Below are 13,130 nucleotides of genomic sequence, written 5' to 3'. Positions count from 1 at the left end.
ATTTGGCCACCATTGCCGGATGCGGCGTAAACGCCTTATCCGGCCTACACATGCGTCCCCGTAGGTCGGATAAGACGCGCCAGCGTCGCATCCGACATTTTGGGCACAGTAGCCCGCCTACATCGGCAACGTTTTCAACAATCCAAATGCCTCTTTCATCCGATCCTCACTGACCACAAAGGCGCGAAGCTGGTCTGCATCGTCAACGCCGCGCGCCACCATTCCCTGGCGTTCGGTATTAATCTGCCAGCGTAAATCCTGACGCTGGGTTTCGCCTGCCAGATGCAGCGGTAATTCCGGCGTTTTGATTTTCACCAGCATCGCCGGTAGTTTCAGCGGCGTGTTATTGCCGAGAAGATTTTTTGCCAGCACCATCGCGCTAAGTTGAATCGGCTGGAGGAACGGCAATACCTGACCGTTAATTTCCGCGCAATCGCCCAGCGCATAAATATCGGCATTACTGGTTTGCAGATAACTGTCGACGCAAACGCCGCGATTAATCGTCAGCCCGGCGCGTCGTGCCAGGGCTGTTTCCGGGCGCAGTCCGGTGGCGGCAATTACCGCATCCACTTCGATGCAGCGCTGGCGGTCCAGCGTTGCCAGAATGCCAGAATCCGTTTTTTCCAGCCCCTGCAACTGAGATTTTAACAGCAGATGAACGCCCATCTCCGTCAACCGATGCTGCAAGCGGCTGCTTACTTCCGGCGGCATTAACGACGCCAGAATGCTGGCGGCGTTATCAATCAGCGTGACCGCTTTGCTTGCCCGACAAAAATCCATCGCCAGTTCGCTACCAATCAAACCACCGCCGACAATCAACACGCGTTGGGCATCCTGCAGTTGTGTTTCACAGGCGCGATACTCTTGCTGACTATTTAACGTCAGCATTAACTCACGCCCAGGCACTGGCGGGACAAAGGCGCTGGCACCGGTTGCCAGCACTAACTTGTCGTATTGCCACTGATTATTCTGACTTTTCACCACATGGGCTTCGGCATCGATATCCGTCACCCAGGTGTGCGGAAACAGGCGCAGATTAAACTGCTCGGCAAATTCACCTGCCGTCTGGCGGGTAAGGTCGTCGGCACGTTGCCCCTGGCTGATAACATGGCTGAGGTCAGGTTTGTTGTACTCATCCATGCTGTCGGCGGCAATCAGGGTTAATGGAATAGTAGCGTCCTGTTTGCGGATATTTTTCACCAGTTGGCGGGCGGCGAAGCCCGAACCAATGATCACAATGCCGTAACTCATTTTGCCTCCGATGCCAGTTCGTCGAAGACATCTTTGCCGAGGGAACATTCCGGGCAGAGGAAGTTGTCCGGAACTTCACTCCACGGCGTTCCCGGCGCGACGTCCTGCATTGGCTCGCCTTTTGCCGGATCGTAAATCCACTGGCAGACGCTGCACTGCATCCGTGGGCCGAGGTCAGCCGTCGTGGTGGCAGAGGTTTCTTCTTTAACTACCGTATTCACCGTGATTTGTGGCAGCGGCGCGAGCGCCCACTGACGGGCGATTTCGCGACCGTGTTCACGGCATAATTCCAGTGCATCCTGGTCCGGTCGCCATTTGGCTTTCAGGCTAAGTGACATTTCGAAACCTGCATCCTGCAAGCGCGTGGAAAGACGATCCACCGCACCGCCGCTCCAACCATGAGAGCCGAAAGCACTGGCGCGTTTGTTACGGAAGCGTAATCCGGTCATCTCCTCCACCAGCCCGGCGATTTTCGGCATCATCACGTTATTCATCGTCGAAGTCCCAACCAGTACGCCTTTTGAGCGGAAGACATTGGTCAGGATTTCGTTTTTATCGCTTCGGGCGACGTTGAAAATTTTCACCGCTACGCGCGGGTCGGTTTCCGCAATCCCCTGGGCGATAGCGTCAGCCATCATGCGGGTATTATTCGACATGGTGTCGTAGAAAATGGTGATTCTGTCCTCCTGATAATCCGCCGCCCATTTCAGGTACAGCTCGACAATTTGCGTCGGGTTATCGCGCCATACCACGCCGTGAGAGGTCGCTATCATATCGACTGGTAAGTTAAAGCCCAGGATCTCGGTAATTTTCGGCGTTACCAGGCGGCTGAACGGCGTCAGGATATTGGCGTAGTAACGCTGGCACTGCTCAAAAAGCTCCGACTGATCCACTTCATCGTTGAACAGATGCTCGTCGCAGTAGTGCTGACCGAAAGCATCGTTACTGAACAGCACCGCGTCGCCTGTCAGGTAAGTCATCATACTGTCCGGCCAGTGCAACATTGGCGTTTCGACAAAAATGAGCTGTTTGCCGTTGCCGATGTCCAGCGTGTCGCCTGTTTTCACCACATTAAAATTCCACTCCGGATGATGGTGATGACCATTTATCGAGTCGATAGCGTTGGCAGTACAGTAGATCGGCGTATCGGGAATTTGTGCCATCAGTTCGGTCAGCGCCCCGGCGTGGTCCTCTTCAGCATGGTTAATTACGATGTAATCGATATCCGCCAGATCGATTTCATTACGCAGGTTCTGCACAAATTCGCGGCTGAATTTATGGTCGACGGTGTCGATCAGCACGTTTTTTTCTTCGCGGATGAGGTAGCTGTTGTAGCTGCTGCCGCGCAGCGTTTTATATTCTGTACCGTGAAAATCACGCACTTCCCAGTCACGTTGACCAACCCAATGAATGTTATTTTTCACCACAATAGACATAGCAACCTCAATTTATTCAGCGTGTTCTAAAAAGATGTCTTGTTAATTGCAGATTGCGTGCCAGTTTTTTATCTGATTGTTTTTAATGTATAAATTAATTTATGCTCATTAGTGAGTAGTCAAAATGACTATCAATAAAATGGTCAATATGACAATATCAATAGTCAAATTGACAGTGAGGCAAAGATGAGTTTTTCCGTTGATGTGCTGGCGAATATCGCCATCGAATTGCAGCGTGGGATTGGTCATCAGGATCGTTTTCAGCGCCTGATCACCACGCTGCGTCAGGTGCTAGAGTGCGATGCGTCTGCGTTGCTACGTTACGACTCGCGGCAGTTTATTCCGCTTGCCATCGACGGGCTGGCGAAGGATGTACTCGGTAGACGCTTTGCGCTGGAAGGGCATCCGCGGCTGGAAGCGATTGCCCGCGCTGGGGACGTGGTGCGATTTCCCGCAGACAGCGAATTGCCCGATCCCTATGACGGTTTGATTCCCGGGCAGGAGAGACTGAAGGTTCACGCCTGCGTTGGTCTGCCGTTGTTTGCCGGACAAAACCTGATCGGCGCACTGACGCTTGACGGGATGCAGCCCGATCAGTTCGATGTTTTCAGCGACGAAGAGTTACGGCTGATTGCTGCGCTGGCGGCGGGAGCGTTAAGCAATGCGTTGCTGATTGAACAACTGGAAAGCCAGAATATGCTGCCAGGCGATGCCGCGCCGTTTGAAGCGGTGAAACAGACGCAGATGATCGGTCTGTCGCCAGGTATGACGCAATTGAAAAAAGAGATTGAGATTGTGGCGGCGTCTGATCTCAACGTCCTGATCAGCGGTGAGACGGGAACCGGTAAGGAGCTGGTGGCGAAAGCGATTCATGAAGCCTCGCCAAGGGCGGTGAATCCGCTGGTCTATCTCAACTGTGCCGCACTGCCGGAAAGTGTGGCGGAAAGTGAGTTGTTCGGGCATGTGAAAGGAGCGTTTACTGGCGCTATCAGTAACCGCAGCGGGAAGTTTGAAATGGCGGATAACGGCACGCTGTTTCTGGATGAGATCGGCGAGTTGTCGTTGGCATTGCAGGCCAAGCTGCTGAGGGTGTTGCAGTATGGCGATATTCAGCGCGTTGGCGATGACCGCAGTTTGCGGGTCGATGTGCGCGTGCTGGCTGCGACTAACCGCGACTTACGCGAAGAGGTGCTGGCAGGGCGATTTCGCGCCGACTTGTTTCATCGCCTGAGCGTGTTTCCACTTTCGGTGCCGCCGCTGCGTGAGCGGGGCGATGACGTCATTCTGCTGGCAGGGTATTTCTGTGAGCAGTGTCGTTTGCGGCTGGGGCTTTCCCGCGTGGTATTAAGTGCCGGAGCGCGAAAATTACTGCAACACTATAATTTTCCGGGAAATGTGCGCGAACTGGAACATGCTATTCATCGGGCGGTAGTGCTGGCGAGAGCCACTCGCAGCGGCGATGAAGTGATTCTTGAGGCGCAACATTTTGCTTTTCCTGAGGAGGCGTTGCCGCCGCCAGAAGCGATGACAATGCCCGTTGTTAAGCAAAATCTGCGTGAAGCGACAGAAGCGTTCCAGCGTGAAACCATTCGCCAGGCACTGGCACAAAATCATAACAACTGGGCTGCCTGCGCGCGGATGCTGGAAACCGACGTCGCCAACCTGCATCGGCTGGCGAAACGTCTGGGATTGAAGGATTAAATAATCCCGGCCTGATAGAAATCCTGCAGGTTAATCGCACCGGTGAGTTTGCCGTTTTCATCCACCACCGGTGCGGCGGTGATTTTGCGCTTCATCAGAACTTCTTTGACGTCGATGGCGCGACTTTGTGCCTGTAATGTCGTGCCGCCTGTCGTCATCGCTTCATTAACTGGCGTGGTGAGTGCGCCGCCGCCAACCAGCCAGCGACGTAAATCACCGTCGGTAAAGACGCCTTGTACCTGTTGTTGAGCGTCACATACCGCCACCAGCCCCAGACCGGTGCGGCTGAGTTCCAGCATCGCGTCCATGACACTGGCATTTACCGCCACCTGCGGGATGGCGTCATCACGGCGCATCAGATGATGCACTTTATTCAGCAAGCGAGCGCCCAGTGCCCCAGCTGGGTGGGAGCGGGCAAAATCTTCTTCATTAAATCCGCGTGCCTGCATGACCGCCATCGCCAGCGCATCACCCATCATCAGGGTATTGACGGTGCTGGAGGTCGGAGCAAGGTGCATCGGACAGGCTTCGCGTTCTACGGAGATATCCAGCACCGCTTTCGCCGCGAGTCCCAGCGGTGACGTCGGTTTGCCCGTCATCGCCAGCAGCGCGATAGATTTGTCTTCCAGACGCGGAATAATCAGATCCAGTTCCTTCGCTCCACCGGAGTAAGAGATAAACAGCATCACATCGCGGCTTTCAATCATCCCCAGATCGCCGTGCAGTGCTTCTGCCGGATGGACAAAAAAAGCCGGTGTGCCGGTGCTGGCAAGTGTTGCGGCGATTTTCTTACCAATGTGGCCCGATTTGCCAATTCCCGAAACTACCACTTTGCCTTCGCAGTGCAGGATGATATTGGCGGCGCGAACAAAATCATCGCCCAGACGTTCCGGTAAACGGCTTGCTTCCTGCAACTCCAGCATTAACGTCTGACGTCCCGCGTTCAGTAGTGCTTCACTCATTGCTCTCTCCGGTTAAGGTCCATTTATTTATTCCAGCCAGGGATTGATGGCCGGAATGAGCGCTCATTATCCAGCGCTATGGGAAGGGAAACAACATATGTGAATTTAGTTACAACATGCTTTAAGAAAAAATATGAACTGAAAGAAGAGACTAAAGAGAAATGGAGTGCCGAAAACAGACTACCGCTTCCTTGTGCTGGGCGGGATGCTTTACCATACTTGCCCCTGGTTGAATTTGTTAAATGGACCCCTCATGTTCAAGCATCGTTATGTAACATTGCTTCCCCTTTTTGTGTTACTTGCCGCCTGTAGCAGCAAGCCAAAACCGACTGAGACTGAAACAACCACCGGAACGCCGTCCGGCGGCTTCCTGCTTGAGCCGCAGCACAATGTGATGCAGATGGGCGGAGATTTCGCCAATAACCCCAATGCGCAGCAGTTCATCGAAAAAATGGTGAACAAACATGGTTTCGATCGTCAGCAATTGCAGGAAATTCTCTCTCAGGCGAAACGTCTGGATTCGGTACTGCGGCTGATGGATAACCAGGCACCAACCACATCGGTGAAACCGCCATCTGGTCCGAACGGCGCATGGCTGCGTTATCGCAAAAAATTTATTACGCCGGATAACGTGCAGAACGGCGTGGTTTTCTGGAATCAGTATGAAGATGCGCTGAATCGCGCGTGGCAGGTGTATGGCGTACCGCCGGAAATTATCGTCGGGATTATCGGCGTCGAAACCCGCTGGGGGCGCGTGATGGGGAAAACCCGCATCCTCGATGCGCTGGCAACGCTGTCATTTAACTACCCACGCCGCGCGGAGTATTTCTCTGGCGAGCTGGAAACCTTCCTGCTGATGGCGCGCGATGAGCAGGACGATCCGCTCAATCTGAAAGGTTCCTTTGCCGGGGCGATGGGCTACGGACAGTTTATGCCGTCGTCTTACAAACAATATGCGGTAGATTTCAGCGGCGACGGGCATATCAACCTTTGGGATCCGGTTGATGCGATCGGTAGCGTGGCGAACTATTTCAAAGCGCACGGCTGGGTAAAAGGCGATCAGGTCGCGGTAATGGCAAATGGTCAGGCTCCAGGCTTGCCAAATGGCTTCAAAACCAAGTACAGCATTTCGCAGCTTGCCGCGGCAGGTTTAACGCCACAGCAGTCGCTGGGCAACCATCAACAGGCCAGCCTGCTGCGTTTGGATGTTGGAACAGGTTATCAGTACTGGTACGGTCTGCCGAACTTCTACACCATTACCCGTTATAACCACAGCACACATTACGCAATGGCGGTCTGGCAGTTAGGACAAGCCGTGGCGTTGGCGCGCGTACAGTAACTATCTGCAAGAGGGAGGTTAAACTTCCCTCTGCTTTCTTACTGTTTATTCGAATGACGTAATTGCCTGATTTTTTTTGACAGCGATATCGCATATCCCAGACAGACAACGCCTAACGCGGCCTGACCGAAGTCGAAAGGTTCAAGATAGCCAGAAGATAAAATCTTACATATCACTGAAACCAGTGCGCTGATGCCACCAATGATGACCCACATACGCATTTGCGTGGTCTGTTTAAGCACGTTTTGGGGGGGTTATCCGTTTTCTTTGTTGTCATTATTTTTCTCTCCTTGTGAATACCTGGCAATATGAACGCTGCATGGTAGCGTTTTTCTTTACCGGTTGGCCGCAACAGTCTTATTTCGGAATGCGACTCGTAAAATGAATCGCTGGTCCCCATCTTCTGCGGGAAAGTGCTATCTTGTCCGGCATAAATTTTTGACTGACAGAGGTTGTGATGACTGACAGTGAACTGATGCAGTTAAGCGAGCAGGTAGGGCTGGCGCTGAAATCCCGTGGCGCAACCGTAACAACCGCTGAATCCTGTACTGGCGGTTGGGTAGCGAAAGTGATTACCGATATTGCCGGCAGTTCCGCCTGGTTTGAACGCGGATTTGTCACCTACAGTAACGAAGCCAAAGCGCAGATGATCGGCGTACGCGAAGAGACGCTGGCGCAGCATGGCGCGGTGAGTGAACCTGTTGTGGTGGAAATGGCGATAGGCGCACTGAAAGCGGCTCGTGCTGATTATGCGGTTGCTATCAGTGGCATCGCCGGACCGGATGGCGGCAGCGAAGAGAAGCCTGTCGGCACCGTCTGGTTTGCTTTTGCCACAGCCCGCGGCGAAGGCATTACCCGCCGGGAATGCTTTAGCGGCGACCGCGATGCCGTGCGTCGTAAGGCGACGGCTTATGCCTTAAATACGCTGCGGCAACAATTTCTACAAAATACTTGATACTGTATGACTATACAGTATAATTGCTTCAACAGAACATATTGACTATCCGGTATTACCCGGCATGACAGGAGTAAAAATGGCTATCGACGAAAACAAACAGAAAGCGTTGGCGGCAGCACTGGGCCAGATTGAGAAACAATTTGGTAAAGGCTCCATCATGCGCCTGGGTGAAGACCGTTCCATGGATGTGGAAACCATCTCTACCGGTTCGCTTTCACTGGATATCGCGCTTGGGGCAGGTGGTCTGCCGATGGGCCGTATCGTCGAAATCTACGGACCGGAATCTTCCGGTAAAACCACGCTGACGCTGCAGGTGATCGCCGCAGCGCAGCGTGAAGGTAAAACCTGTGCGTTTATCGATGCTGAACACGCGCTGGACCCAGTCTATGCACGTAAATTGGGTGTCGATATCGACAACCTGCTGTGCTCCCAGCCGGACACCGGCGAGCAGGCACTGGAAATCTGTGACGCTCTGGCGCGTTCTGGCGCAGTAGACGTTATCGTCGTTGACTCCGTGGCGGCACTGACGCCGAAAGCGGAAATCGAAGGCGAAATCGGCGACTCTCACATGGGCCTTGCAGCACGTATGATGAGCCAGGCGATGCGTAAGCTGGCGGGTAACCTGAAGCAGTCCAACACGCTGCTGATCTTCATCAACCAGATCCGTATGAAAATTGGTGTGATGTTCGGTAACCCGGAAACCACTACCGGTGGTAACGCGCTGAAATTCTACGCCTCTGTTCGTCTCGACATCCGTCGTATCGGTGCGGTGAAAGAGGGCGAAAACGTAGTGGGTAGCGAAACCCGCGTGAAAGTGGTGAAGAACAAAATTGCAGCGCCGTTTAAACAGGCCGAATTCCAGATCCTCTACGGTGAAGGCATCAACTTCTACGGCGAGTTGGTTGACCTGGGCGTGAAAGAGAAGCTGATCGAGAAAGCAGGCGCGTGGTACAGCTACAAAGGTGAGAAGATCGGTCAGGGTAAAGCGAATGCGACTGCCTGGCTGAAAGATAACCCGGAAACCGCGAAAGAGATCGAGAAGAAAGTACGTGAGCTGCTGCTGAGCAACCCGAACTCAACGCCGGATTTCTCTGTAGATGACAGCGAAGGCGTAGCAGAAACTAACGAAGATTTTTAATCGTCTTGTTTGATACTCAAGGGGCGCATCTGCGACTCTGAGACGGATGACAAACGCAAAATTGCCTGATGCGCTACGCTTATCAGGCCTACATGTTCTCTGCAATGTATTGAAGTTGCACGGTTTGTAGGACGGATAAGGCGCTCACGCCGCATCCGGCATGAACAACGCCACTTTGTCAGCAAAACCTGGGTCGCATCTGCGGCCCTTTTGCTTTTTAAGTTTTAAGGATATGCCATGACAGACTCAACATCCCGTCGCCCGGCATATGCTCGTCTGTTGGATCGAGCGGTACGCATTCTGGCGGTGCGCGATCACAGTGAGCAAGAACTGCGACGTAAACTCGCGGCACCGATTATGGGTAAAAATGGCCCGGAAGAGATTGATGCCACGGCAGAAGATTACGCGCGCGTTATTGCCTGGTGCCATGAACATGGCTATCTCGATGACAGCCGATTTGTTGCGCGCTTTATTGCCAGCCGTAGCCGCAAAGGTTATGGACCTGCGCGTATTCGTCAGGAACTGAATCAGAAAGGTATTTCCCGCGAAGCGACAGAAAAAGCGATGCGTGAATGTGACATTGACTGGTGCGCACTGGCACGCGATCAGGCGACGCGAAAATATGGCGAACCTTTGCCAACTGTCTTTTCAGAAAAAGTTAAGATCCAGCGTTTTCTGCTCTATCGTGGCTATCTGATGGAAGATATCCAGGAGATTTGGCGAAATTTTGCCGACTGAACGCATACGGTATTTTACTTCCCAGTCAAGAAAACTTATCTTATTCCCACTTTTCAGTTACCAGCCCGGCGGTTAAGACACGCTGTAGCTGGTGGCGATATTTCGTTAGCTTGATTTCAGGATAATTATGAGCAAGAGCACCGCTGAGATCCGTCAGGCGTTTCTCGACTTTTTCCATAGTAAGGGACATCAGGTAGTTGCCAGCAGCTCCCTGGTACCCCATAACGACCCAACTTTGTTGTTTACCAACGCCGGGATGAACCAGTTCAAGGATGTCTTCCTTGGGCTCGACAAGCGTAATTATTCCCGCGCTACCACTTCCCAACGCTGCGTGCGTGCGGGTGGTAAACACAACGACCTGGAAAACGTCGGTTACACCGCGCGTCACCATACCTTCTTCGAAATGCTGGGCAACTTCAGCTTCGGCGACTATTTCAAACACGATGCCATTCAGTTTGCATGGGAACTGCTGACCAGCGAAAAATGGTTTGCCCTGCCGAAAGAGCGTCTGTGGGTTACCGTCTATGAAAGCGACGACGAAGCCTACGAAATCTGGGAAAAAGAAGTAGGGATCCCGCGCGAACGTATTATTCGCATCGGCGATAACAAAGGTGCGCCATACGCATCTGATAACTTCTGGCAGATGGGTGACACTGGTCCGTGCGGCCCGTGCACCGAAATTTTCTACGATCACGGCGACCACATTTGGGGTGGCCCTCCGGGAAGCCCGGAAGAAGACGGTGACCGCTACATTGAGATCTGGAACATCGTCTTCATGCAGTTCAACCGCCAGGCAGATGGCACGATGGAACCGCTGCCGAAGCCGTCTGTAGATACCGGTATGGGGCTGGAGCGTATTGCCGCCGTGCTGCAACACGTAAACTCCAACTATGATATCGACCTGTTCCGTACGCTGATTCAGGCGGTGGCTAAGGTGACTGGCGCGACCGATCTGAGCAATAAATCGCTGCGCGTTATCGCTGACCACATTCGTTCTTGTGCGTTCCTGATTGCGGATGGCGTAATGCCGTCCAACGAAAACCGTGGTTATGTGCTGCGTCGTATCATTCGTCGCGCAGTGCGTCACGGCAATATGCTGGGCGCGAAAGAAACCTTCTTCTACAAACTGGTTGGTCCGCTGATCGACGTTATGGGCTCTGCGGGTGAAGACCTGAAACGCCAGCAGGCGCAGGTTGAGCAGGTGCTGAAGACTGAAGAAGAGCAGTTTGCCCGTACTCTGGAGCGCGGTCTGGCACTGCTGGATGAAGAGCTGGCAAAACTTTCTGGTGATACGCTGGATGGTGAAACAGCTTTCCGCCTGTACGACACCTACGGCTTCCCGGTTGACCTGACGGCTGACGTTTGCCGTGAGCGCAACATCAAAGTTGACGAAGCTGGTTTTGAAGCAGCAATGGAAGAGCAGCGTCGTCGTGCGCGCGAAGCCAGCGGCTTTGGTGCCGATTACAACGCAATGATCCGTGTTGATAGTGCATCTGAATTTAAAGGCTATGACCATCTGGAACTGAACGGCAAAGTGACCGCGCTGTTTGTTGATGGTAAAGCGGTTGATGCCATCAATGCAGGCCAGGAAGCTGTGGTCGTGCTGGATCAAACGCCATTCTATGCAGAATCCGGCGGTCAGGTTGGCGATAAAGGCGAACTGAAAGGCGCTAACTTCTCCTTTGAGGTGGAAGATACGCAGAAATATGGCCAGGCGATTGGTCACATCGGTAAACTTGCTGCGGGTTCTCTGAAAGTGGGCGACGCGGTACAGGCAGATGTAGATGAAGCTCGTCGCGCTCGTATTCGTCTGAATCACTCCGCAACGCACCTGATGCACGCTGCGCTGCGTCAGGTTCTGGGTACTCATGTCTCCCAGAAAGGTTCGCTGGTTAATGACAAGGTGCTGCGTTTTGACTTCTCGCATAACGAAGCGATGAAACCAGAAGAGATTCGTGCTGTCGAAGATCTGGTGAACGCGCAGATTCGTCGTAACTTGCCTATCGAAACCAACATCATGGATCTCGAAGCGGCGAAAGCGAAAGGTGCGATGGCGCTGTTCGGCGAGAAGTATGATGAACGTGTACGTGTGCTGAGCATGGGCGATTTCTCCACCGAGCTGTGTGGTGGTACTCACGCCAGCCGCACCGGTGATATTGGTCTGTTCCGTATCATTTCTGAATCGGGTACTGCTGCAGGCGTTCGTCGTATCGAAGCGGTAACCGGAGAAGGTGCTATCGCCACCGTTCATGCAGACAGCGATCGCTTAAGCGAAGTCGCGCATCTGCTGAAAGGCGATAGCAATAATCTGGCTGATAAAGTGCGCTCAGTACTGGAACGTACGCGTCAGCTGGAAAAAGAGTTACAACAGCTTAAAGAACAGGCTGCCGCACAGGAGAGCGCAAATCTTTCCAGTAAGGCAATTGATGTTAATGGTGTTAAGCTGTTGGTTAGTGAGCTTAGCGGTGTTGAGCCGAAAATGTTGCGCACCATGGTTGACGATTTAAAAAATCAGCTGGGGTCGACAATTATCGTGCTGGCAACGGTAGCCGAAGGTAAGGTTTCTCTGATTGCAGGCGTATCTAAGGACGTCACAGATCGCGTGAAAGCAGGGGAACTGATTGGTATGGTCGCTCAGCAGGTGGGCGGCAAGGGTGGTGGACGTCCTGACATGGCGCAAGCCGGTGGTACGGATGCTGCGGCCTTACCTGCAGCGTTAGCCAGTGTGAAAGGCTGGGTCAGCGCGAAATTGCAATAATATAAGTGTCAGGCAATGCCGTGGACTTGCTTCACGGCATTCGCATCGACGCTATCGACAATGATAAAGTCAGGTTGAAGTTGTGTATATCGGCTAAACTTAGGTTTAACAGAATGTAATGCCATGACTGCTTAGATGTAATGTGTTTGTCATTGCTTACTTTTTGGCGTTATATGATGGATAATGCCGGGATACAGAGAGACCCGACTCTTTTAATCTTTCAAGGAGCAAAGAATGCTGATTCTGACTCGTCGAGTTGGTGAGACCCTCATGATTGGGGATGAGGTCACCGTGACAGTTTTAGGGGTAAAGGGCAACCAAGTACGTATTGGCGTAAACGCCCCGAAGGAAGTTTCTGTTCACCGTGAAGAGATCTACCAGCGTATCCAGGCTGAAAAATCCCAGCAGTCCAGTTACTAATCTTTCCGCGTCTCATCTTTAACGGTGAGACGCACCCTCAAAATTTCTCTTTCACTTCATTTTTTTTCGCGTTACTCCCGTTCATTTAACTTTTGCCTTCATTTTTCTCTATCACTGCTACCTGTCAGAGGCCTGTTTTTCTGTTGATAAAACACTCTTTTTGACGTTTTTACAGACTAATTGAGCGCGAAGTGTGCAAACGATAAAAGTGTGGGAAAAATTGTTTGACTTATAAGTCTCAGAAAGTAATATGTGCGCCACGCAGCGACGATGAGCGATAAACAAGTTCTTCGAAGCACTCGTAAGAGGCGTGTGGTGAGGTGGCCGAGAGGCTGAAGGCGCTCCCCTGCTAAGGGAGTATGCGGTCAAAAGCTGCATCCGGGGTTCGAATCCCCGCCTCACCGCCATTTGCATCCGTAGCTCAGCTGG

Annotated in this window: 10 protein-coding genes, 1 tRNA gene and 1 pseudogene; 8 read left to right on the top strand and 4 right to left on the bottom strand. The window is 52.7% G+C overall.

Annotation, left to right across the window (positions count from 1 at the left end; all coding sequences use genetic code 11):
• Window positions 1-117 precede the first annotated feature (117 nt).
• Window positions 118-1,251, bottom strand: a complete 1,134-nt coding sequence (norW, locus tag FEK43_RS16100) for an NADH:flavorubredoxin reductase NorW (protein WP_135407630.1) — start codon at window positions 1,249-1,251, stop codon at window positions 118-120.
• On the bottom strand, window positions 1,248-2,687 hold the full coding sequence (norV, locus tag FEK43_RS16095; RefSeq protein ID WP_138158631.1) for an anaerobic nitric oxide reductase flavorubredoxin: 1,440 nt from the start codon (window positions 2,685-2,687) through the stop codon (window positions 1,248-1,250). The genes norW and norV overlap by 4 nt, the downstream gene beginning before the upstream one ends.
• Before the next feature lie 186 nt (window positions 2,688-2,873).
• Here norV and norR point away from each other — a divergent pair, with 186 nt between their 5' ends.
• Window positions 2,874-4,388, top strand: coding sequence for a nitric oxide reductase transcriptional regulator NorR (norR, locus tag FEK43_RS16090; protein WP_135407628.1), 1,515 nt, complete (start codon window positions 2,874-2,876; stop codon window positions 4,386-4,388).
• Here the strand turns inward: norR and gutQ are convergent.
• Window positions 4,385-5,350 carry an arabinose-5-phosphate isomerase GutQ gene (gutQ, locus tag FEK43_RS16085; protein WP_135407626.1) on the bottom strand — a complete coding sequence of 322 codons (966 nt, stop codon included), beginning with the start codon at window positions 5,348-5,350 and terminating at the stop codon, window positions 4,385-4,387. The two genes, norR and gutQ, sit on opposite strands and share 4 nt — an antisense overlap.
• 253 nt (window positions 5,351-5,603) lie before the next feature.
• Here gutQ and mltB point away from each other — a divergent pair, with 253 nt between their 5' ends.
• Window positions 5,604-6,689, top strand: coding sequence for a lytic murein transglycosylase B (gene mltB, locus FEK43_RS16080; protein WP_130207614.1), 1,086 nt, complete (start codon window positions 5,604-5,606; stop codon window positions 6,687-6,689).
• Window positions 6,690-6,727: 38 nt separating this feature from the next.
• Here mltB and FEK43_RS23145 read toward each other — a convergent pair.
• Window positions 6,728-6,966: pseudogene (locus FEK43_RS23145) on the bottom strand (hypothetical protein).
• A 180-nt stretch (window positions 6,967-7,146) separates the two neighbouring features.
• On the opposite strand from FEK43_RS23145, the gene pncC reads away from it, so the two are divergent.
• From pncC to FEK43_RS16045, 6 genes are all read left to right on the top strand, one after another.
• Window positions 7,147-7,644: a nicotinamide-nucleotide amidase gene (gene pncC / locus FEK43_RS16070; protein ID WP_130214441.1), complete on the top strand. Its 498-nt coding sequence runs from the start codon at window positions 7,147-7,149 to the stop codon at window positions 7,642-7,644.
• A gap of 79 nt (window positions 7,645-7,723) precedes the next feature.
• The gene (recA, locus tag FEK43_RS16065; RefSeq protein ID WP_000963153.1) at window positions 7,724-8,785 is read left to right on the top strand and encodes a recombinase RecA; all 1,062 of its coding nucleotides are present in this window, start codon (window positions 7,724-7,726) and stop codon (window positions 8,783-8,785) included.
• A gap of 237 nt (window positions 8,786-9,022) precedes the next feature.
• Window positions 9,023-9,523, top strand: coding sequence for a recombination regulator RecX (recX, locus tag FEK43_RS16060; RefSeq protein WP_130207608.1), 501 nt, complete (start codon window positions 9,023-9,025; stop codon window positions 9,521-9,523).
• A gap of 127 nt (window positions 9,524-9,650) precedes the next feature.
• Window positions 9,651-12,281, top strand: a complete 2,631-nt coding sequence (gene alaS / locus FEK43_RS16055; RefSeq protein WP_135407623.1) for an alanine--tRNA ligase — start codon at window positions 9,651-9,653, stop codon at window positions 12,279-12,281.
• 234 nt (window positions 12,282-12,515) lie between these two features.
• Entirely contained in the window at window positions 12,516-12,701 is a 186-nt protein-coding gene (gene csrA / locus FEK43_RS16050) for a carbon storage regulator CsrA (RefSeq protein ID WP_000906486.1), read from the top strand.
• Between the two features lie 314 nt (window positions 12,702-13,015).
• Window positions 13,016-13,108, top strand: a tRNA-Ser gene (locus tag FEK43_RS16045).
• The last annotated feature ends 22 nt before the right edge of the window (window positions 13,109-13,130 follow it).

Source organism: Escherichia sp. E2562 (genome assembly GCF_005781075.1).
In the GTDB taxonomy this organism is placed as follows: Bacteria; Pseudomonadota; Gammaproteobacteria; order Enterobacterales; family Enterobacteriaceae; genus Escherichia.
This window is presented reverse-complemented; position numbering and strand designations above follow the sequence as displayed.

Excerpts from the sequence above, each read along its gene's own strand:
- norW (WP_135407630.1), bottom strand. The coding sequence starts at position 1,251 with ATGAGTTACGGCATTGTGATCATTGGTTCGGGCTTCGCCGCCCGCCAA.
- norV (WP_138158631.1), bottom strand. The coding sequence starts at position 2,687 with ATGTCTATTGTGGTGAAAAATAACATTCATTGGGTTGGTCAACGTGAC.
- norR (WP_135407628.1), top strand. The coding sequence starts at position 2,874 with ATGAGTTTTTCCGTTGATGTGCTGGCGAATATCGCCATCGAATTGCAG.
- gutQ (WP_135407626.1), bottom strand. The coding sequence starts at position 5,350 with ATGAGTGAAGCACTACTGAACGCGGGACGTCAGACGTTAATGCTGGAG.
- mltB (WP_130207614.1), top strand. The coding sequence starts at position 5,604 with ATGTTCAAGCATCGTTATGTAACATTGCTTCCCCTTTTTGTGTTACTT.
- pncC (WP_130214441.1), top strand. The coding sequence starts at position 7,147 with ATGACTGACAGTGAACTGATGCAGTTAAGCGAGCAGGTAGGGCTGGCG.
- recA (WP_000963153.1), top strand. The coding sequence starts at position 7,724 with ATGGCTATCGACGAAAACAAACAGAAAGCGTTGGCGGCAGCACTGGGC.
- recX (WP_130207608.1), top strand. The coding sequence starts at position 9,023 with ATGACAGACTCAACATCCCGTCGCCCGGCATATGCTCGTCTGTTGGAT.
- alaS (WP_135407623.1), top strand. The coding sequence starts at position 9,651 with ATGAGCAAGAGCACCGCTGAGATCCGTCAGGCGTTTCTCGACTTTTTC.
- csrA (WP_000906486.1), top strand. The coding sequence starts at position 12,516 with ATGCTGATTCTGACTCGTCGAGTTGGTGAGACCCTCATGATTGGGGAT.